Annotated in this window: 12 protein-coding genes and 6 rRNA genes; 6 read left to right on the forward strand and 12 right to left on the reverse strand. The window is 59.1% G+C overall.

All coding sequences use genetic code 11. The annotated features are described in order from the left end of the window. Positions 1–14 precede the first annotated feature (14 nt). From HMI59_RS20325 to lysS, 3 genes are all read right to left on the reverse strand, one after another. Positions 15–341, reverse strand: a complete 327-nt coding sequence (locus HMI59_RS20325; RefSeq protein WP_021471359.1) for an Lsr2 family protein — start codon at positions 339–341, stop codon at positions 15–17. 127 nt (positions 342–468) lie between these two features. Beyond that, a complete protein-coding gene (locus HMI59_RS20330) occupies positions 469–642 on the reverse strand; it encodes a hypothetical protein (RefSeq protein WP_021471360.1) in 174 nt (57 codons plus the stop codon). 2 nt (positions 643–644) lie between these two features. Beyond that, on the reverse strand, positions 645–2,174 hold the full coding sequence (gene lysS, locus HMI59_RS20335) for a lysine--tRNA ligase (protein WP_193592358.1): 1,530 nt from the start codon (positions 2,172–2,174) through the stop codon (positions 645–647). A gap of 56 nt (positions 2,175–2,230) precedes the next feature. Between lysS and HMI59_RS20340 the strand changes: the two genes are divergently transcribed. The 3 genes from HMI59_RS20340 to HMI59_RS20350 are packed head-to-tail and all read left to right on the forward strand — an operon-like array spanning position 2,231 to position 4,878. Then, positions 2,231–3,121, forward strand: coding sequence for an alpha/beta fold hydrolase (locus tag HMI59_RS20340; RefSeq protein WP_021471362.1), 891 nt, complete (start codon positions 2,231–2,233; stop codon positions 3,119–3,121). Between the two features lie 10 nt (positions 3,122–3,131). Beyond that, complete coding sequence (locus HMI59_RS20345; protein WP_021471363.1) at positions 3,132–3,986, forward strand: alpha/beta fold hydrolase; 855 nt, start codon at positions 3,132–3,134, stop codon at positions 3,984–3,986. A 58-nt stretch (positions 3,987–4,044) separates the two neighbouring features. After that, a complete protein-coding gene (locus HMI59_RS20350; RefSeq protein WP_021471364.1) occupies positions 4,045–4,878 on the forward strand; it encodes an alpha/beta fold hydrolase in 834 nt (277 codons plus the stop codon). Positions 4,879–4,998: 120 nt separating this feature from the next. On the opposite strand, the gene rrf (HMI59_RS20355) is transcribed toward HMI59_RS20350, so the two are convergent. From rrf (HMI59_RS20355) to HMI59_RS26120, 5 genes are all read right to left on the reverse strand, one after another. Beyond that, positions 4,999–5,115 (reverse strand): 5S ribosomal RNA (rrf, locus tag HMI59_RS20355). A gap of 148 nt (positions 5,116–5,263) precedes the next feature. Then, positions 5,264–8,425, reverse strand: a 23S ribosomal RNA gene (locus tag HMI59_RS20360). A gap of 555 nt (positions 8,426–8,980) precedes the next feature. Continuing rightward, positions 8,981–10,509 (reverse strand): 16S ribosomal RNA (locus HMI59_RS20365). The 16S, 23S and 5S rRNA genes sit together here, the layout of an rRNA operon. A 404-nt stretch (positions 10,510–10,913) precedes the next feature. Beyond that, the gene (locus tag HMI59_RS26115) at positions 10,914–11,345 is read right to left on the reverse strand and encodes a hypothetical protein (RefSeq protein ID WP_370583549.1); all 432 of its coding nucleotides are present in this window, start codon (positions 11,343–11,345) and stop codon (positions 10,914–10,916) included. After that, a complete protein-coding gene (locus HMI59_RS26120) occupies positions 11,342–11,806 on the reverse strand; it encodes a helix-turn-helix domain-containing protein (protein ID WP_370583550.1) in 465 nt (154 codons plus the stop codon). Before HMI59_RS26120 ends, HMI59_RS26115 begins: the two co-directional genes overlap by 4 nt. Positions 11,807–11,937: 131 nt before the next feature. Here HMI59_RS26120 and HMI59_RS20375 point away from each other — a divergent pair, with 131 nt between their 5' ends. The 3 genes from HMI59_RS20375 (at position 11,938) to HMI59_RS20385 (ending at position 13,525) form a co-directional block, all read left to right on the forward strand. After that, entirely contained in the window at positions 11,938–12,219 is a 282-nt protein-coding gene (locus tag HMI59_RS20375; RefSeq protein WP_193592359.1) for a hypothetical protein, read from the forward strand. 187 nt (positions 12,220–12,406) lie between these two features. After that, the gene (locus HMI59_RS20380) at positions 12,407–13,264 is read left to right on the forward strand and encodes an aldo/keto reductase (protein WP_193592360.1); all 858 of its coding nucleotides are present in this window, start codon (positions 12,407–12,409) and stop codon (positions 13,262–13,264) included. A gap of 27 nt (positions 13,265–13,291) precedes the next feature. Continuing rightward, complete coding sequence (locus HMI59_RS20385; protein ID WP_227471652.1) at positions 13,292–13,525, forward strand: carboxymuconolactone decarboxylase family protein; 234 nt, start codon at positions 13,292–13,294, stop codon at positions 13,523–13,525. 129 nt (positions 13,526–13,654) lie between these two features. Here HMI59_RS20385 and rrf (HMI59_RS20390) read toward each other — a convergent pair. From rrf (HMI59_RS20390) to HMI59_RS20405, 4 genes are all read right to left on the reverse strand, one after another. Next, positions 13,655–13,771: ribosomal RNA gene (rrf, locus tag HMI59_RS20390) — 5S ribosomal RNA — on the reverse strand. A 148-nt stretch (positions 13,772–13,919) separates the two neighbouring features. Next, positions 13,920–17,081 (reverse strand): 23S ribosomal RNA (locus HMI59_RS20395). Positions 17,082–17,636: 555 nt separating this feature from the next. Then, a 16S ribosomal RNA gene (locus HMI59_RS20400) occupies positions 17,637–19,165 on the reverse strand. Positions 19,166–19,983: 818 nt separating this feature from the next. Beyond that, positions 19,984–21,462: a DHA2 family efflux MFS transporter permease subunit gene (locus HMI59_RS20405; RefSeq protein ID WP_166184744.1), complete on the reverse strand. Its 1,479-nt coding sequence runs from the start codon at positions 21,460–21,462 to the stop codon at positions 19,984–19,986. Positions 21,463–21,509 lie beyond the last annotated feature (47 nt).

Below are 21,509 nucleotides of genomic sequence, written 5' to 3' on the forward strand. Positions count from 1 at the left end.
TTTGAGGCGACGAATCAGGAATTCGCCTTCTGGTACGCTTCCTGAATTTCAGCTTGAATACGTCCACGGCTGTTTACCGTGTAACCGTTGTCACGGGCCCACTGGCGGATCTGCGCGGAATCCTGGTTGCGGGTGGTAGCTGCGCGGCCCCTCGTTGCGCGTCCGGAAGAGGTCTTCCGGGCTTTGGCGACGTAAGGCTCCAAGGCTTGACGCAGGGAAGCAGCGTTGGCCGAGGACAAATCCATCTCGTAGCTCACGCCATCCAGGCCAAAACGGACAGTTTCATCAGCTGCCCCTTCATCCAAGTCATCGACCAGGATGATTTTTACTTTTTGTGCCATGAGTAGCCTCTCTTTTGGAGGGTTGATAATCAGAAATCCCCATGTTGTATTTCTGATTATCGTTCACAGCGAGCATGCGCGTCAAAGGCATATGTGGATAAAACCCCAATGCCGGCCAATTCAGAGGCTATTTAGCCGCGTTGCCTTCGGCATCAGGACCCGAATTACGCAGATTTGCTTCCGCCTGCGCCCGGGCTTCAGCCTCACGCTCGGATTTGTCCGCATTGAATATGGACTTCATGGCAAACCAGAAGATCAAACCAACGACAACAGAGGGCGCCAGGACGGCAATGTACTCCATGATCAGTGCCCCTCAGGCTTCAGCAACGGGAACAGGATGGTCTCGCGGATGCCCACGCCGGTAAACATCATCACAAGGCGGTCGATGCCCAGGCCAATGCCGCCCATCGGCGGAGCGCCGTATTCCAGGGCGCGGAGGAAGTCCTCATCCAACTGCATGGCTTCGTCGTCGCCGGCCGCTGAACGCCGGGACTGCTCCATGAGCCGCTCACGCTGGATCACCGGGTCAATCAGCTCGGAGAACGCCGTACCGCGCTCCATGCCGCCGATAATGAGGTCCCAGGCCTCGATCAACCGGCCGTCCTCACGGTGCGGACGGGCAAGGGGCTGCGCCGACGGCGGGTAATCATAAACGAACGTCGGGTTCAACAGGGTCGGTTCGACGATTTCCCCGAACAATTCCACCGCGAGCTTCTCGGCATCCCACTTGGGGTCCACCTTGACGTCGTGCTTGGCAGCAATGTCCCGCAATTCCTCCACCGTGGTGTCCGGGGTAATTTCGACACCCACTGCTTCGGAAAGCCCCGGGTACACCGCAAGCCAGGACCATTCGCCGTCGAGGTTGATCTCGCCGGCTTCCGTCTGAATGGTGCGCGTCCCCACGACGTCAGCCACATTCAGGATGATTTCCTTCATGCGCTCGGCCATGACGAATTGGTCCGCCCAGGCTTCGTAGCATTCCAGGGTGGTGAATTCCGGGCTGTGCGTGGAATCCACGCCTTCGTTGCGGAAAACCCTGCCCATGTCATAAACGCGGTCAATGCCGCCCACCACAGCGCGCTTCAGGAAGAGCTCGGTGGCAATGCGCAGCGTCATCTTCTGGTCAAAGGCATTCATGTGGGTTTCGAAGGGGCGGGCCGTTGCGCCGCCATGCACCAATTGCAGCATGGGGGTTTCGACTTCCACATAACCGCGGCGATCCAGGGTGTCCCTGATGGAGCGGGTAATTGCAGCGCGCGTGTAGACCATTTCACGGGCTTCGTCGCGGACCATGAGGTCCACGTAGCGCTGACGGACCCGGGTCTCCTCGTTGAGTCCCGCGTGGAGCACGGGGAGGGGCCGGAGGGCCTTGGACGCCATGGACCAGGACTCTGCCATGACGGACAGCTCGCCACGGCGGGAAGAGATCACTTCGCCCTTGATGAAAACGTGGTCGCCCAGATCCACCAAGGCCTTCCACTCGGCCAGGGCTTCCTCGCCGACGTTCGCCAGGCTCAGCATCGCCTGCAGGCGTACGGCCTTGCCGTCCACGCCGCCTTCCTGGAGGGTTGCGAAGCACAGCTTGCCGGTGTTGCGGATGAACACGACGCGTCCGGTCACACCGACGACGTCGCCGGTGGTGTCGTCCGCCTCGAGGTGGGCGTACTTTTCACGGATTTCGGCAAGGGAATGAGTCCGATCAACGCCCACGGGGTAGGCCTCCGAACCACGCTCAATCAGCTTGGCGCGCTTCTCCATACGGATGCGCATCTGTTCGCTGGCATCGGCAGGCTCTGCGGAGGTGTTCAGGGCGGGGGTGTTTGCGGAAGTCACAGTCCTTAAGTTTACCGCTGATTACGGGCCACTACTTCCGGACATAGACTCGGGCTGTGGAGACATGGACTGTTGAAACGAACGACGGCGGTGGGCAGCTTGAGGTGCACACCTTCCGACCCGTGTCGAATGCCGCCATTCCGGGGTCGCAGGCACCCGCTGAACCGTCCGGCGTCGTCATGATCCATGGCACCCTGGTGACCGACTCCCTGTACTGGCCGTTCGCGCTGAACCTGAGCCGCATGCTGGGCCGCCCCGTTCATTGCTACAACCGTCGCGGCCGCGGGAGATCCGCACCGCAGCCACCGGACTACTCAGTGGAGACTGAGGTAGCCGATCTCGGTGCAGTGATGGACAAGAGCGGTTCCACTGACGTGGTAGCTCACAGTTATGGCGGCTTCGTTGCCCTGAACGCGGTGCTGAAGTCGAAGATAAACCGCCTGGTGACCTACGACGCCGCGGTGTCCCTGTCCGGCAACCTCCACGGCCGGTGGCGTCCGGAACTGGAAGAAGCCGTCACGGCAGGGCAGCTGGACCAAGCCTGGGCCCATCTGGTCCAGGGCCTGGGCACCGCAGGCCCCATTTCCTACCTGCCCATGAGCGCATTGCGAACGCTCAGTATCATCTCCGCCCAGACCCGGCTGGGGTTCGAGATGCGGTCGCTTCTGCCCACCGCGGTGACCGAGATGCGCGCGGTCCTGGCAGCGGACCTTTCACTCGACGATTTCCGGTCACTGCAGACACCGACACTGATGTTGAGTGGAGGGTGGAGTCCCTCGTACTTCGCCGAAACCGGGAGAACCCTCGCCAACGCCGTTCCCGCTATCGACTTCGCGATCGTCCCCCTGCAATTCCACGAAGGTCCGCTGCGTCCGGGCCGGCGGCTGGCCTCCCGGGTGGCACGGTTCCTCTCCGGAGGTCACGTGCCCGCGCCCGTAGGCGCCTAGGATAATCCGGGTGAGGGAACAGGAAGTCAGAACGCACGACGGCGGCAAACTCGCCTTATACAGCCACGGGACGGTGGACGCGCCCGGGGAACGGCGCGTGATCCTGATCGGCGGGGCATTCCTGACAGCTTTGATTTACCGCCCGTTCTCCGTGGCCTTGGCGAAGGGACTCGGCGAGGGCTGGGCCGTGGACGTCTATGACCGCCGGGGCCGGGGCAAATCCACAGACCAGCCGCACAATTACTCCATGGCCACGGAGATCGCCGACGTCCGGACCATCATGGACGCCACCGACGCCCGGAACATCCTTGGCCACAGCCTTGGCGGGGCGGTCGCCCTCAACGCTGCACAAGCCTTTGCCGGTACGCGCAATGAGCCAGCCAAGCTCGCGGTCTATGACGCTGCCGTGAACATCGACGGAAGCATGGACACAGACTGGCTGGACGGCTTTGCGGATGCCGTGAATAAAGGCGACGTCAGCCGCGCCATGGCCCGCATGAAGCGGGGAATGAATCCCGGAACCGCGCTCTCCCGCGTTCCCGAGCCCATCCTCGCAGGACTCATGGCAGTGGTCTCCAGGACCAAGGTCAACAAACTGTTCCGGGATCTCCTGCCCTCGGGAGTAGGAGAACTCAAGGCTGCCTTCGAAGCCGACGCCACGCCCCGGGACTTCTCCGTACTTCCGCCCACGACGCATTTCATGGTGGGCAAAAAGAGTCCGCAGTTCTACAAGGTGGCTGCCTCCCGGCTTAACAGGGCGGTCCCGGGCAGCACGCTTGAGGTCTCGCCCAAAGGCTTCCATGGTTCGGTCCCCGCGGCCGTCAAGGAACTGGTCAGCGATATCTCCGAGTACTTCAAGAAGTAGGTTTCAGCGGTCGGTGGACACAGTGTTCGTGTTCAGGTGCCTCAGCTAGGCTCGGTTCATGACGCGCGAGATTATCACCACACCTGACGGCGGACACCTCGAACTCTTCACCACGGGCGGTGACCTGACGGCGAAAGGGTCCGGCGTCGTCGTCGTGCCCGCCTCCATGGTGACGGCCTCGGACTACACCCGGTTCGCGCAGAAGCTGAGCGAATCCCTCGGCCGTCCCGTTCATACGTTCAACCGCCGGGGGCGCGGCGACTCATCTCCGCAGCCGGAGGATTACACCCTCGAGGCGGACATCCGGGACCTGGATGCCGTCATGAAGCACACCTCCAGCACCGATGTGTTCGGCCACTCCTTCGGCGGCGCAGTGGCGTTGCACGCCGCTCGGACCCTACCCGTGGAGCGATTGGCCGTCTACGACCCCGCAGTTTCCGTCAACCACAGCGTCAAGGCGGACTGGACACCGGAGTATGAACGCGCGACGGCGGCCGGCGACTATGACCGCGGCCTTGCCGTATTGATCAAGGGAGTTGAGACCGGCGGCGCTTTCTCGCGCATGCCGCTGTCCATGCTGACACTGGCCACCAAGCTGACGGCCGGCACTCCACTGGGTAAGCAGATGCGGGAGTTGATGACGTGCGGCGTACGCGAGATCAAAGCAGTGATCGCTGCGGACATGCCGGCTGAGCCGTTCCTGGAGTTACCGCTGGAGACGCTCATTGTGGTGGGCGAGAAGAGCCCGGCCTACTTCGGGGTGGCCTGTGGCCAGATCCACGACGTCCTGTCCGGCTCCAGTTACACCATCCTCCCGGGGTTCGGCCATGACGGTCCGAACAGGGCTCCGGACAAGCTGATCACGGAGTTGTCGGAGTTCTTCGCGGGGTAGCCCGTCTGGGTGGTTAAACGATGAAAGCCCCGTCTGTTGGCGGGGCTTTCGTGGTGTTGTGGTGGTTAATGTGGGAGACCCCCCGACCCGTGTGGGTTGGGGGGTCTCGACCTAATGGTTGTCCGGCGGTGTCCTACTCTCCCACACCCTCCCGGGTGCAGTACCATCGGCGCTGTGGGTCTTAGCTTCCGGGTTCGGAATGGGACCGGGCGTTTCCCCCACGCTATGACCGCCGTAACCTTGTTACCCGTCCCCCTGTGTGGGGGTGGGAAGTGTGTGTGGTTACAACTGTGGTGCTTGTTTAGTTGTGTTGTTGTGTTGTTGTGTTGGTGTTCCCGGGTTGTTGGTTGGGAACCACATAGTGGACGCGTGCAGTGTGTTGTGTGTGGTGTAAGTTGTTGGCCTATTAGTACCGGTCAGCTTCACGAGTCTTTAGTCCTCGCTTCCACATCCGACCTATCAACCCAGTGGTCTGGCTGGGGGCCTCTCACACATAATGTGTTTGGAAATCTCATCTTGAAGCGAGCTTCCCGCTTAGATGCTTTCAGCGGTTATCCCATCCGAACGTAGCTAATCAGCGGTGCACTTGGCAGTACAACTGACACACCAGAGGTTCGTCCGTCCCGGTCCTCTCGTACTAAGGACAGCCCTTCTCAAATTTCCTGCGCGCGCAGCGGATAGGGACCGAACTGTCTCACGACGTTCTAAACCCAGCTCGCGTACCGCTTTAATGGGCGAACAGCCCAACCCTTGGGACCTACTCCAGCCCCAGGATGCGACGAGCCGACATCGAGGTGCCAAACCATGCCGTCGATATGGACTCTTGGGCAAGATCAGCCTGTTATCCCCGAGGTACCTTTTATCCGTTGAGCGACGGCCATTCCACAATGTACCGCCGGATCACTAGTCCCGACTTTCGTCCCTGCTTGAGATGTCTCTCTCACAGTCAAGCTCCCTTGTGCACTTACACTCGACACCTGATTGCCAACCAGGCTGAGGGAACCTTTGGGCGCCTCCGTTACTTTTTAGGAGGCAACCGCCCCAGTTAAACTACCCATCAGGCACTGTCCCTGACCCGGATCACGGGCCGAAGTTAGATGTCCAAAGTGACCAGAGTGGTATTTCAACGATGACTCCACCCGAACTGGCGTCCGGGTTTCAACGTCTCCCACCTATCCTACACAAGCCACTCCGAACACCAATACCAAACTATAGTAAAGGTCTCGGGGTCTTTCCGTCCTGCTGCGCGTAACGAGCATCTTTACTCGTACTGCAATTTCGCCGAGTTTATGGTTGAGACAGCGGGGAAGTCGTTACTCCATTCGTGCAGGTCGGAACTTACCCGACAAGGAATTTCGCTACCTTAGGATGGTTATAGTTACCACCGCCGTTTACTGGGGCTTAAATTCCCAGCTTCGCCCGCAAAGGGGCTAACCGGTCCTCTTAACCTTCCAGCACCGGGCAGGAGTCAGTCCGTATACATCGTCTTGCGACTTCGCACGGACCTGTGTTTTTAGTAAACAGTCGCTTCCCCCTGGTCTCTGCGGCCCACACCCGCTCCACAACGCAAGGTCGTTTCACGGGGCAGGCCCCCCTTCTCCCGAAGTTACGGGGGCATTTTGCCGAGTTCCTTAACCATAATTCTCTCGATCGCCTTGGTATTCTCTACCTGATCACCTGTGTCGGTTTGGGGTACGGGCGGCTAAAACCTCGCGTCGATGCTTTTCTAGGCAGCATAGGATCACCGGATCCCCCCATGCGGGGGTCCCATCAGATCTCAGGATCGTGCTCGAAACACACAGGAACGGATTTGCCTATCCCTGACCCTACATCCTTGGACCGGGGCTACCATCGCCCGGCCCGGCTACCTTCCTGCGTCACACCTGTTAATACGCTTGCCTCCCGGGATCAGGTCCCAGCACCAGCCCAACCATCACACCACAAGTGGCGCAACAAGAAAGACCGGCGGTGGTTAGTATCCCCCGTTCAACATGGGCGGTTTTTCGCCGGTACGGGAATATCAACCCGTTGTCCATCGACTACGCCTGTCGGCCTCGCCTTAGGTCCCGACTTACCCAGGGCAGATTAGCTTGACCCTGGAACCCTTGATCATTCGGCGGACGGGTTTCTCACCCGTCTTTCGCTACTCATGCCTGCATTCTCACTCGTGTAGGCTCCACCGCTGGTTTACACCGCGACTTCACCGCCCACACGACGCTCCCCTACCCATCCACACCCCTGAACCACGAAGGCTAGGGTAATGCGTGAATGCCACAACTTCGGCGGTGTACTTGAGCCCCGCTACATTGTCGGCGCGGAATCACTTGACCAGTGAGCTATTACGCACTCTTTCAAGGATGGCTGCTTCTAAGCCAACCTCCTGGTTGTCTAAGCAACTCCACATCCTTTCCCACTTAGCACACGCTTAGGGGCCTTAGTTGGTGGTCTGGGCTGTTTCCCTCTCGACTATGAAGCTTATCCCCCACAGTCTCACTGCTGCGCTCTGACTTACCGGCATTCGGAGTTTGGCTGACGTCAGTAACCTTGTAGGGCCCATCGGCCATCCAGTAGCTCTACCTCCGGCAAGAAACACGCAACGCTGCACCTAAATGCATTTCGGGGAGAACCAGCTATCACGGAGTTTGATTGGCCTTTCACCCCTACCCACAGCTCATCCCCTCCATTTTCAACTGAAGTGGGTTCGGTCCTCCACGACGTCTTACCGTCGCTTCAACCTGGCCATGGGTAGATCACTCCGCTTCGGGTCTAGATCACGCCACTGAACACGCCCTGTTCAGACTCGCTTTCGCTACGGCTTCCCCACACGGGTTAACCTCGCGACGTAACACTAACTCGCAGGCTCATTCTTCAAAAGGCACGCCATCACACCCATACAACCCCGAAGGGCTGCAGATGCTCTGACGGATTGTAAGCACACGGTTTCAGGTACTGTTTCACTCCCCTCCCGGGGTACTTTTCACCTTTCCCTCACGGTACTGGTCCGCTATCGGTCATTAGGAAGTATTTAGGCTTATCAGGTGGTCCTGACAGATTCACACGGGATTTCTCGGGCCCCGTGCTACTTGGGATCCTCTCCAAAGGCGGTGCCACACATTACGGTTACGGGACTCACACCCTCTCTGGCCGGCCTTTCAAGACCGTTCACCTATACGCACACCCACACCCCACCGGTCCGGCAGAACCAGCACGGAAAGTCCCACAACCCCGCCCACGCAACGCCCGCCGGCTATCACACATGGAACGGTTTAGCCTCATCCGCGTTCGCTCGCCACTACTAACGGAATCACTCTTGTTTTCTCTTCCTGCGGGTACTGAGATGTTTCACTTCCCCGCGTTCCCCCCACGCACCCTATGAATTCAGGCACGGGTCACACAATCACCTCACAGCGTTGTGCGGGGTTTCCCCATTCGGACATCCTGGGATCACCGCTCGGTTATCAACTCCCCCAGGCTTATCGCAGATTCCTACGTCCTTCTTCGGCTCCTAATGCCAAGGCATCCACCGTGCGCCCTTAAAAACTTGACCACACAAAACCACAACCCCAACGGGCCGCGGCTGATGCACTCAATCAATTCGAGAGAACCACGACCACAAAAGGGCCAGGTTCATTCATCAAAGAAATTGCTAGAACACACAACCCACACCCCCAAAAAGAGTGCAGGACCATGTGTCCAGATGCTCGCGTCCACTATGTAGTTCTCAAACAACAACCCCGTCAACCACACCCACCCCACACAAACACGAGGGGGGTGCCGGCCGCAGGAACAACAAGAAACACCAGGATTCCCTGCATTGCTGCAAAAAGGCCCTGTTGCCTCAGGACCCAACAGTGCGCCAAACACAACCCGGCAACGAACACCCCGGACCGCTTTCCCAACACCCCCCCACACAAAAGTGCGAAAAGGGGCTGCCGTACTCACGCCAGGACACCACCACCAACAGGCCATGCCAAAAACTTGATTTGCTGATATTCCACCCATGAGCACCCACCGCAGAACAGACGCCTGCGCAATGGGCAACACTGACAACCCCGGAACCCGCCCATGCAGGCAGACCCGGACGCCGTTAGCAGCTCCTTAGAAAGGAGGTGATCCAGCCGCACCTTCCGGTACGGCTACCTTGTTACGACTTAGTCCCAATCGCCGGTCCCACCTTCGACGGCTCCCCCCACAAGGGTTAGGCCACCGGCTTCGGGTGTTACCAACTTTCGTGACTTGACGGGCGGTGTGTACAAGGCCCGGGAACGTATTCACCGCAGCGTTGCTGATCTGCGATTACTAGCGACTCCGACTTCATGGGGTCGAGTTGCAGACCCCAATCCGAACTGAGACCGGCTTTTTGGGATTAGCTCCACCTCACAGTATCGCAACCCTTTGTACCGGCCATTGTAGCATGCGTGAAGCCCAAGACATAAGGGGCATGATGATTTGACGTCGTCCCCACCTTCCTCCGAGTTGACCCCGGCAGTCTCCTATGAGTCCCCGGCCGAACCGCTGGCAACATAGAACGAGGGTTGCGCTCGTTGCGGGACTTAACCCAACATCTCACGACACGAGCTGACGACAACCATGCACCACCTGTAAACCGGCCGCAAGCGGGGCACCTGTTTCCAGGTCTTTCCGGTCCATGTCAAGCCTTGGTAAGGTTCTTCGCGTTGCATCGAATTAATCCGCATGCTCCGCCGCTTGTGCGGGCCCCCGTCAATTCCTTTGAGTTTTAGCCTTGCGGCCGTACTCCCCAGGCGGGGCACTTAATGCGTTAGCTACGGCGCGGAAAACGTGGAATGTCCCCCACACCTAGTGCCCAACGTTTACGGCATGGACTACCAGGGTATCTAATCCTGTTCGCTCCCCATGCTTTCGCTCCTCAGCGTCAGTTACAGCCCAGAGACCTGCCTTCGCCATCGGTGTTCCTCCTGATATCTGCGCATTTCACCGCTACACCAGGAATTCCAGTCTCCCCTACTGCACTCTAGTCTGCCCGTACCCACTGCAGAACCGGAGTTGAGCCCCGGTCTTTCACAGCAGACGCGACAAACCGCCTACGAGCTCTTTACGCCCAATAATTCCGGATAACGCTTGCGCCCTACGTATTACCGCGGCTGCTGGCACGTAGTTAGCCGGCGCTTCTTCTGCAAGTACCGTCACCCCCAAAGAGGGCTTCTTCCCTACTGAAAGAGGTTTACAACCCGAAGGCCGTCATCCCTCACGCGGCGTCGCTGCATCAGGCTTTCGCCCATTGTGCAATATTCCCCACTGCTGCCTCCCGTAGGAGTCTGGGCCGTGTCTCAGTCCCAGTGTGGCCGGTCACCCTCTCAGGCCGGCTACCCGTCGTCGCCTTGGTAGGCCATTACCCCACCAACAAGCTGATAGGCCGCGAGTCCATCCAAAACCACAAAAAGCTTTCCACCCCCCACCATGCGATGAGGAGTCATATCCGGTATTAGACCCAGTTTCCCAGGCTTATCCCAGAGTCAAGGGCAGGTTACTCACGTGTTACTCACCCGTTCGCCACTAATCCCCGGCGCAAGCACCGGATCATCGTTCGACTTGCATGTGTTAAGCACGCCGCCAGCGTTCATCCTGAGCCAGGATCAAACTCTCCGTTCAAAAACAAAAAACGAAACACAACCACCCCCACCGGAAATCACGGCAAAAGCAGCTGCAAATCTGAAACCAGCTGAAAACCAAACCACCACACACGGGGGTGCGCAATGGCCCGGCAAAAAATTCAACCAATCAAAAAACAATCGGTATCAACAAACTTGGCACACTATTGAGTTCTCAAACAACAGACCCTCCAAAACATCACCCAAAGCCACACCACACACAGCAGCGCAACCCAACCAGGGCCATTGGAAAAGAAGAGTTATTTTTGGCCGCCTGCCCAAACCGTACACACCTTCCGGCTTTCCGTTTCGCTCCCGGCGACTCAGAAAACAATACACGCCCCCAACCCCCAACGCAAATCCACCCCCAAACAGCCACCCGCGGGCTGAAATCACCCCCTGCTGCTACGGGCTGTCGCGGCCATTTGGCTCTGCGGGATGGCGCGCAGCGATGTTCCCGTTGCCGGCAGCCCAGCTGGCGAGGAAGTCGAGTTGGTCCTGGGCGTGGCTGCCCGGCTCGGCTGAGTAGGCGATCAGTGTCAGCCCTTCGCCAGGGAGTTCCAGCGCGTCTCCGGTAAGTTCAATCTCTCCGACGAGCGGGTTGCGCATGGTCTTGCTGGCGGTCCGGTGAAAGCGGACATTATGGCGCGCCCACCGGGTGGAGAATTCAGTGCTGCCTGCGGCCAGGTCACCGATAAGGCTGTTGAGCGCGCGGTCCCGGGGGTTCCTGCCAGATTCGGCGCGCATGGCCGACGCAAAGTCGTCGGCGAGAGTATCCCAGTCCACAAAGAAGTCCTTGGACCGCGGGTCCAGGAACATGAACCGTGCAAGGTTCACAGGAAGCATCCCGGGGCTGAGGTCCCGGTGTAGAGGGCGAAGCATAGGTTGTTGGCAGCGAGCACGTCGGTGCGGGCGTTCCGGACGTAAGCCGGTGTCCCGGTCATGCCGGCGAGGACTCTTTCGATGCTGGGGCGAACCTGCGCCTGTGCCCGCCGTGGTCCGGACGCGCGGGCTGGCGCGGCGGCCTTGGCCAGATCGAACAGGTGGGCGCGTTCTGCCTCGTCGAGCTGTAGTGCCCGGGCGAGGGAGTCAAGAACGGAGTCCGACACTCCCCGGAGGTTGCCGCGTTCGAGCCGGGCGTAGTACTCGGTACTGACGCCGGTGAGCATGGCGACTTCCTCGCGTTTGAGCCCGGTCACCCTTCGGGTTCCTCCGTAGTCGGGAAGCCCTGCCTGGGTCGGGGTGATGCGGGACCTGCGGCTAATGAGGAACTCGCGGACGTCGTTGGTGGTGTCCATGGCTTCCAGGCTACGGCGGGGCGTGATGGTCTAACAGGAACTGCCAGTGCACCGCACAACAGACACTCCCGCGCGAATGAGGGGGCTGGTTTTCTGGCATTTGACCGTTTCCCGAATTTCGAAAGGACCCCATGTCCGTGTCTACCGCCAGCAGCCCCGGGGCCCGTCTCATGGCCAAGTACGGGAACGGAGCCATGATCGCCGACGGCCAGCTGATCATGGCCGCCGTCGTCCTGATCATCCTCGTCGTCGCGTCCCTGGCATTCCAAACGCCAGCGGCACACAACCACCTAACCACACCCAACCGCAACGAAAGGAGCCGGCATGCGCCTGGCAGTTCCGGGACCCACGGTCCAAGGACCGGCCGAAAAGTTCACCGGCAACGTATACCTGAACCCACTGCACTCAGCTGAAAGCCCCTCCCGGAGAAGAACACTGGCACGGCGCGACTTCGGACTCCCTGATGTGCCACCTGGCCCTGGTCGAACACGACGACGGCCACACGGCAACGTGGCTCGAACCCGTCAGTGACCAGGACTACCAGGCCGCACACTCCAAAACCCACACACAACCCACAGCAGAACAACGCTAAGGAAAACCATGAAAAACGTCACCCTCAACAACGGCGTCGAAATGCCGATCCTGGGCTTCGGTGTCTTCCAGATCCCCGAAGAAGAAACCCACGCCGCCGTCGAAGCAGCCCTCGCCACCGGCTACCGGCACCTCGACACCGCCGCGTCCTACGGCAACGAAGAAGCCGTCGGCGCCGCGATCAAAGCCAGTGGCATCAACCGCGAGGAACTGTTCATCACCACCAAGCTCTGGATCCAGCACGCCCCGATCGGCAACGTCTACAACGACACCAAGGAGTCCTTCCAGAACTCACTGAACCGGCTCGGACTGGACTACCTCGACCTCTACCTGATCCACCAACCGCTCGGTGACTATTACAGCGAATGGCGCGCCATGCAGGACCTGAACAGGGAAGGCCTTACCCGGGCCATCGGCGTCTCAAATTTCCACCCGGACCGGCTTGTGGACCTCATCGACCACGACGAGATCGTCCCGGCCGTGAACCAGATCGAAACCCACCCGTTCCATCAGCGTGCCTCCGACCAGGAACTCATGCGCGAACGCGGCATGCAGATCGAATCCTGGGGGCCGTTCGCCGAAGGCAGGAACAACCTGTTTACCGACCCGGTCCTTAGCGCCATCGCCGACGAACAGGACAAGACCGTCGCCCAGGTCGTGCTCCGTTGGCTCATCCAGCGCGACGTCGTCGTGATCCCCAAGTCAGTCCGGCCCGAGCGCATGGCCCAGAACCTTGACGTCTTCGACTTCACCCTCACCGAAGAGCAGATGAATCAAATCGCGACACTGGACACCGGCGCCAGCCTCTTCTTCGACCACCGCGACCCCGCCATGGTCAGCTGGCTTGGCAACCGCCGCTACAGCTGAGCACCGCAGGAACCACAGCCTCTGCGCCTGCCCCGGGAACGGGAAGAACTCTCCCCCCGCGATCGCAGCCTCGTGACGGTGGCCAGCTTGGTCACCAACAGCAGCACTGACCAGCGCCGCGGACACCTCGCCCGCGCACGAGCCAACGGCTTGACCGAGGCTGAACTCAAAGAAGCGATCGTCCACCTGGCTTTTTACGCCGGATGGCCAAAAGCCATGTCGGCAATCACGGTTGCCAGGGAAGTTTTCGCAGGCCCCTGACTGGAGGGTGGCCCGGGGGTGGTTAAACGATGAAAGCCCCGTCTGTTGGCGGGGCTTTCGTGGTGTTGTGGTGGTTAATGTGGGAGACCCCCCGACCCGTGTGGGTTGGGGGGTCTCGACCTAATGGTTGTCCGGCGGTGTCCTACTCTCCCACACCCTCCCGGGTGCAGTACCATCGGCGCTGTGGGTCTTAGCTTCCGGGTTCGGAATGGGACCGGGCGTTTCCCCCACGCTATGACCGCCGTAACCTTGTTACCCGTCCCCCTGTGTGGGGGTGGGAAGTGTGTGTGGTTACAACTGTGGTGCTTGTTTAGTTGTGTTGTTGTGTTGTTGTGTTGGTGTTCCCGGGTTGTTGGTTGGGAACCACATAGTGGACGCGTGCAGTGTGTTGTGTGTGGTGTAAGTTGTTGGCCTATTAGTACCGGTCAGCTTCACGAGTCTTTAGTCCTCGCTTCCACATCCGACCTATCAACCCAGTGGTCTGGCTGGGGGCCTCTCACACATAATGTGTTTGGAAATCTCATCTTGAAGCGAGCTTCCCGCTTAGATGCTTTCAGCGGTTATCCCATCCGAACGTAGCTAATCAGCGGTGCACTTGGCAGTACAACTGACACACCAGAGGTTCGTCCGTCCCGGTCCTCTCGTACTAAGGACAGCCCTTCTCAAATTTCCTGCGCGCGCAGCGGATAGGGACCGAACTGTCTCACGACGTTCTAAACCCAGCTCGCGTACCGCTTTAATGGGCGAACAGCCCAACCCTTGGGACCTACTCCAGCCCCAGGATGCGACGAGCCGACATCGAGGTGCCAAACCATGCCGTCGATATGGACTCTTGGGCAAGATCAGCCTGTTATCCCCGAGGTACCTTTTATCCGTTGAGCGACGGCCATTCCACAATGTACCGCCGGATCACTAGTCCCGACTTTCGTCCCTGCTTGAGATGTCTCTCTCACAGTCAAGCTCCCTTGTGCACTTACACTCGACACCTGATTGCCAACCAGGCTGAGGGAACCTTTGGGCGCCTCCGTTACTTTTTAGGAGGCAACCGCCCCAGTTAAACTACCCATCAGGCACTGTCCCTGACCCGGATCACGGGCCGAAGTTAGATGTCCAAAGTGACCAGAGTGGTATTTCAACGATGACTCCACCCGAACTGGCGTCCGGGTTTCAACGTCTCCCACCTATCCTACACAAGCCACTCCGAACACCAATACCAAACTATAGTAAAGGTCTCGGGGTCTTTCCGTCCTGCTGCGCGTAACGAGCATCTTTACTCGTACTGCAATTTCGCCGAGTTTATGGTTGAGACAGCGGGGAAGTCGTTACTCCATTCGTGCAGGTCGGAACTTACCCGACAAGGAATTTCGCTACCTTAGGATGGTTATAGTTACCACCGCCGTTTACTGGGGCTTAAATTCCCAGCTTCGCCCGCAAAGGGGCTAACCGGTCCTCTTAACCTTCCAGCACCGGGCAGGAGTCAGTCCGTATACATCGTCTTGCGACTTCGCACGGACCTGTGTTTTTAGTAAACAGTCGCTTCCCCCTGGTCTCTGCGGCCCACACCCGCTCCACAACGCAAGGTCGTTTCACGGGGCAGGCCCCCCTTCTCCCGAAGTTACGGGGGCATTTTGCCGAGTTCCTTAACCATAATTCTCTCGATCGCCTTGGTATTCTCTACCTGATCACCTGTGTCGGTTTGGGGTACGGGCGGCTAAAACCTCGCGTCGATGCTTTTCTAGGCAGCATAGGATCACCGGATCCCCCCATGCGGGGGTCCCATCAGATCTCAGGATCGTGCTCGAAACACACAGGAACGGATTTGCCTATCCCTGACCCTACATCCTTGGACCGGGGCTACCATCGCCCGGCCCGGCTACCTTCCTGCGTCACACCTGTTAATACGCTTGCCTCCCGGGATCAGGTCCCAGCACCAGCCCAACCATCACACCACAAGTGGCGCAACAAGAAAGACCGGCGGTGGTTAGTATCCCCCGTTCAACATGGGCGGTTTTTCGCCGGTACGGGAATATCAACCCGTTGTCCATCGACTACGCCTGTCGGCCTCGCCTTAGGTCCCGACTTACCCAGGGCAGATTAGCTTGACCCTGGAACCCTTGATCATTCGGCGGACGGGTTTCTCACCCGTCTTTCGCTACTCATGCCTGCATTCTCACTCGTGTAGGCTCCACCGCTGGTTTACACCGCGACTTCACCGCCCACACGACGCTCCCCTACCCATCCACACCCCTGAACCACGAAGGCTAGGGTAATGCGTGAATGCCACAACTTCGGCGGTGTACTTGAGCCCCGCTACATTGTCGGCGCGGAATCACTTGACCAGTGAGCTATTACGCACTCTTTCAAGGATGGCTGCTTCTAAGCCAACCTCCTGGTTGTCTAAGCAACTCCACATCCTTTCCCACTTAGCACACGCTTAGGGGCCTTAGTTGGTGGTCTGGGCTGTTTCCCTCTCGACTATGAAGCTTATCCCCCACAGTCTCACTGCTGCGCTCTGACTTACCGGCATTCGGAGTTTGGCTGACGTCAGTAACCTTGTAGGGCCCATCGGCCATCCAGTAGCTCTACCTCCGGCAAGAAACACGCAACGCTGCACCTAAATGCATTTCGGGGAGAACCAGCTATCACGGAGTTTGATTGGCCTTTCACCCCTACCCACAGCTCATCCCCTCCATTTTCAACTGAAGTGGGTTCGGTCCTCCACGACGTCTTACCGTCGCTTCAACCTGGCCATGGGTAGATCACTCCGCTTCGGGTCTAGATCACGCCACTGAACACGCCCTGTTCAGACTCGCTTTCGCTACGGCTTCCCCACACGGGTTAACCTCGCGACGTAACACTAACTCGCAGGCTCATTCTTCAAAAGGCACGCCATCACACCCATACAACCCCGAAGGGCTGCAGATGCTCTGACGGATTGTAAGCACACGGTTTCAGGTACTGTTTCACTCCCCTCCCGGGGTACTTTTCACCTTTCCCTCACGGTACTGGTCCGCTATCGGTCATTAGGAAGTATTTAGGCTTATCAGGTGGTCCTGACAGATTCACACGGGATTTCTCGGGCCCCGTGCTACTTGGGATCCTCTCCAAAGGCGGTGCCACACATTACGGTTACGGGACTCACACCCTCTCTGGCCGGCCTTTCAAGACCGTTCACCTATACGCACACCCACACCCCACCGGTCCGGCAGAACCAGCACGGAAAGTCCCACAACCCCGCCCACGCAACGCCCGCCGGCTATCACACATGGAACGGTTTAGCCTCATCCGCGTTCGCTCGCCACTACTAACGGAATCACTCTTGTTTTCTCTTCCTGCGGGTACTGAGATGTTTCACTTCCCCGCGTTCCCCCCACGCACCCTATGAATTCAGGCACGGGTCACACAATCACCTCACAGCGTTGTGCGGGGTTTCCCCATTCGGACATCCTGGGATCACCGCTCGGTTATCAACTCCCCCAGGCTTATCGCAGATTCCTACGTCCTTCTTCGGCTCCTAATGCCAAGGCATCCACCGTGCGCCCTTAAAAACTTGACCACACAAAACCACAACCCCAACGGGCCGCGGCTGATGCACTCAATCAATTCGAGAGAACCACGACCACAAAAGGGCCAGGTTCATTCATCAAAGAAATTGCTAGAACACACAACCCACACCCCCAAAAAGAGTGCAGGACCATGTGTCCAGATGCTCGCGTCCACTATGTAGTTCTCAAACAACAACCCCGTCAACCACACCCACCCCACACAAACACGAGGGGGGTGCCGGCCGCAGGAACAACAAGAAACACCAGGATTCCCTGCATTGCTGCAAAAAGGCCCTGTTGCCTCAGGACCCAACAGTGCGCCAAACACAACCCGGCAACGAACACCCCGGACCGCTTTCCCAACACCCCCCCACACAAAAGTGCGAAAAGGGGCTGCCGTACTCACGCCAGGACACCACCACCAACAGGCCATGCCAAAAACTTGATTTGCTGATATTCCACCCATGAGCACCCACCGCAGAACAGACGCCTGCGCAATGGGCAACACTGACAACCCCGGAACCCGCCCATGCAGGCAGACCCGGACGCCGTTAGCAGCTCCTTAGAAAGGAGGTGATCCAGCCGCACCTTCCGGTACGGCTACCTTGTTACGACTTAGTCCCAATCGCCGGTCCCACCTTCGACGGCTCCCCCCACAAGGGTTAGGCCACCGGCTTCGGGTGTTACCAACTTTCGTGACTTGACGGGCGGTGTGTACAAGGCCCGGGAACGTATTCACCGCAGCGTTGCTGATCTGCGATTACTAGCGACTCCGACTTCATGGGGTCGAGTTGCAGACCCCAATCCGAACTGAGACCGGCTTTTTGGGATTAGCTCCACCTCACAGTATCGCAACCCTTTGTACCGGCCATTGTAGCATGCGTGAAGCCCAAGACATAAGGGGCATGATGATTTGACGTCGTCCCCACCTTCCTCCGAGTTGACCCCGGCAGTCTCCTATGAGTCCCCGGCCGAACCGCTGGCAACATAGAACGAGGGTTGCGCTCGTTGCGGGACTTAACCCAACATCTCACGACACGAGCTGACGACAACCATGCACCACCTGTAAACCGGCCGCAAGCGGGGCACCTGTTTCCAGGTCTTTCCGGTCCATGTCAAGCCTTGGTAAGGTTCTTCGCGTTGCATCGAATTAATCCGCATGCTCCGCCGCTTGTGCGGGCCCCCGTCAATTCCTTTGAGTTTTAGCCTTGCGGCCGTACTCCCCAGGCGGGGCACTTAATGCGTTAGCTACGGCGCGGAAAACGTGGAATGTCCCCCACACCTAGTGCCCAACGTTTACGGCATGGACTACCAGGGTATCTAATCCTGTTCGCTCCCCATGCTTTCGCTCCTCAGCGTCAGTTACAGCCCAGAGACCTGCCTTCGCCATCGGTGTTCCTCCTGATATCTGCGCATTTCACCGCTACACCAGGAATTCCAGTCTCCCCTACTGCACTCTAGTCTGCCCGTACCCACTGCAGAACCGGAGTTGAGCCCCGGTCTTTCACAGCAGACGCGACAAACCGCCTACGAGCTCTTTACGCCCAATAATTCCGGATAACGCTTGCGCCCTACGTATTACCGCGGCTGCTGGCACGTAGTTAGCCGGCGCTTCTTCTGCAAGTACCGTCACCCCCAAAGAGGGCTTCTTCCCTACTGAAAGAGGTTTACAACCCGAAGGCCGTCATCCCTCACGCGGCGTCGCTGCATCAGGCTTTCGCCCATTGTGCAATATTCCCCACTGCTGCCTCCCGTAGGAGTCTGGGCCGTGTCTCAGTCCCAGTGTGGCCGGTCACCCTCTCAGGCCGGCTACCCGTCGTCGCCTTGGTAGGCCATTACCCCACCAACAAGCTGATAGGCCGCGAGTCCATCCAAAACCACAAAAAGCTTTCCACCCCCCACCATGCGATGAGGAGTCATATCCGGTATTAGACCCAGTTTCCCAGGCTTATCCCAGAGTCAAGGGCAGGTTACTCACGTGTTACTCACCCGTTCGCCACTAATCCCCGGCGCAAGCACCGGATCATCGTTCGACTTGCATGTGTTAAGCACGCCGCCAGCGTTCATCCTGAGCCAGGATCAAACTCTCCGTTCAAAAACAAAAAACGAAACACAACCACCCCCACCGGAAATCACGGCAAAAGCAGCTGCAAATCTGAAACCAGCTGAAAACCAAACCACCACACACGGGGGTGCGCAATGGCCCGGCAAAAAATTCAACCAATCAAAAAACAATCGGTATCAACAAACTTGGCACACTATTGAGTTCTCAAACAACAGACACTTACCGGCACCACCACCAACCAAAGGCCAGCAGATCGCTCCGGAGCAACTTTTCAAAGTTACCCGAACCAGCCACACAAAGCAAACCAGCCCGGAACCCCCCCACCAGCACCAACAGCGCACCAAAGCACCACCGGAAACCGGCCATTTGAAAGGGAGAAAGTCACCGTCAAACCCGCATCAGCGGCGGCAACTCGAATAACTTTACACACCCCCAACCCCCGAAACAAATTCAAGAGCCGTGAAGCCCGTCACACGAGAAAGTCCCTCGAATTGTGAAATCAATGCGCCTTGGACCGCAATTGGAAAAACCGGGAAGTGCACGTGGGAGCCGCAGCAGGAATTCCAAACTTTCGCATGCCGGCAAGAGTCGGCGGGAGATGATAGAGCAACCCCGGAAGGGGGCGGGAAGTGGCAGAGCAACCCCGGGAAACCAACGGGACGTGATAGAGCAACCCCGGGAAACCGACGGGATGTGATAGAGCAACGCCGGAAAGGGGGCGGGAAGTGATAGAGGAACGGGAGGGGCATGCGGAAGGCCGGCAACCTTGTCGGCTGCCGGCCTTCGCGGGACGTGATGGTTCGTGGGACTTGATAGTCGCGGGACTTGATAGCGGGTCCGGGGGTTGGTCAGTGGCCTCCGTGGGGTGCTGAGCCTTCGGTCCGCCGCATCATGGCACCCAGCACAACTGCGGCCAGGGCGATGACGGTGGCTACCAGGAATGCCGACTGCATACCGGCAACCAGTCCGGACGATGCCGACACCACGGCAAAGACGGACACCAGCAGCGCGGTTCCCGCAGCGCCTGATACCTGCTGCGCCGTGCTCATGATGGCCGAACCGTGGGAGTACAGGTGCGGCGGCAGCGGGTTCAGGCCCGTTGTGAACGCCGGGGTGAAGAGCAGCGCGAGGCCAAGGCTGAGCAGCACATGCAATGCGATGACCCAACCGAGCGCACTGGCCTCGTCCAGTCGGGAGAACTGCCACAGTGTCAGGACCATCAGGATGGAGCCGGACAGCGTGAGCGGCAGCGGGCCGACTTTGTCGAAGATCCGGCCGATGACGGGGCCCAGCAAGCCCATGGCCAGACCGCCCGGAAGCAGGGCCAAACCGGTTTGCATCGGTTCCAGGTGCAGGGTGTTTTGCAGGTAGAGCGGCAGCAGGATCACGCCGCCGAACAGTGCCATCATCGCCACGACCATGAGCAGGGTGGACACAGTGAACATCCGGAAGTTGAAGGCACGGAGGTCCAACAGCGGTGAATCGGAGCGCTGGAGCCGCAGTTGGCGGAACACGAACAGTGCCAGGGCGAGGACGCCCACAACCAACGCGATCACAGGGACGATTCCCGCCTCGGCGCCACCGATCTGGCTCAGGCCGTAAACCAGGCCACCGAAGGCAGGCACTGTCAGGATCACCGATGCAACATCCAGGGTGGTCTTGCCCCGCTCGCCCACGTTGGTGAGGAACTTGGCGCCGATCGCGAGGGCAGCCAACGCGACAGGCAACACGAACACGAACATGAAGCGCCACGAGAAGTGGTCAAGGATGATGCCGGAAACCGTGGGCCCCATGGCCGGGGCCACCGAGATGGCGATGCTGACGTTGCCCATCACGGCACCTCGACGGCACATCGGTACGAGCGTGAGGATGGTGGTCATCAGCAGCGGCAGCATGATGGCCGTACCGCCGGCCTGGACAATGCGCGCCAGCAACAGCACGGTGAACCCGGGAGCCAGCGCGGCCAAAAGCGTCCCGCCGCTGAACAGGCCCATCGCGAGCATGAAGGAAGCGCGGGTGCTCAACTTCTGCAGGATGAATCCGGTGGTCGGGATCACCACGGCCATTGTCAGCATGAAGCCGGTGGCCAGCCACTGAACGGTGGGTGCATTGACGTTGAGGTCGATCATGAGCCGTTGCAGGGCAACGTTCATGATGGTCTCGTTGAGGATCACCACGAAGGTGGCAACCAGCAAAGTGACAATGACGGTGACCGACTCGCGGGACATCTTGCCGGACACCGGCGCCTGCGGGCTCACCGGCTCCTTGGAAGCGAGAGCGCCGGAAACAGATTCGCCGGAGGCGCCGGGCGTGACGTCGGTAGACATGAGGATCCCTCAGGTTGGAATGTGGATTCCGGCGATCGTTGCCGGTG

Source organism: Paenarthrobacter sp. YJN-5 (assembly GCF_015040095.1).
Taxonomy (GTDB): Bacteria; Actinomycetota; Actinomycetes; order Actinomycetales; family Micrococcaceae; genus Arthrobacter; species Arthrobacter ureafaciens.

What these genes read in the sequence shown, in the direction of transcription:
- HMI59_RS20325 (WP_021471359.1), bottom strand. Translation starts at nt 341, where the DNA reads ATGGCACAAAAAGTAAAAATCATCCTGGTCGATGACTTGGATGAAGGG.
- HMI59_RS20330 (WP_021471360.1), bottom strand. Translation starts at nt 642, where the DNA reads ATGGAGTACATTGCCGTCCTGGCGCCCTCTGTTGTCGTTGGTTTGATC.
- HMI59_RS20350 (WP_021471364.1), top strand. Translation starts at nt 4,045, where the DNA reads ATGACGCGCGAGATTATCACCACACCTGACGGCGGACACCTCGAACTC.
- HMI59_RS26120 (WP_370583550.1), bottom strand. Translation starts at nt 11,806, where the DNA reads ATGGACACCACCAACGACGTCCGCGAGTTCCTCATTAGCCGCAGGTCC.
- HMI59_RS20375 (WP_193592359.1), top strand. Translation starts at nt 11,938, where the DNA reads ATGTCCGTGTCTACCGCCAGCAGCCCCGGGGCCCGTCTCATGGCCAAG.
- HMI59_RS20380 (WP_193592360.1), top strand. Translation starts at nt 12,407, where the DNA reads ATGAAAAACGTCACCCTCAACAACGGCGTCGAAATGCCGATCCTGGGC.
- HMI59_RS20405 (WP_166184744.1), bottom strand. Translation starts at nt 21,462, where the DNA reads ATGTCTACCGACGTCACGCCCGGCGCCTCCGGCGAATCTGTTTCCGGC.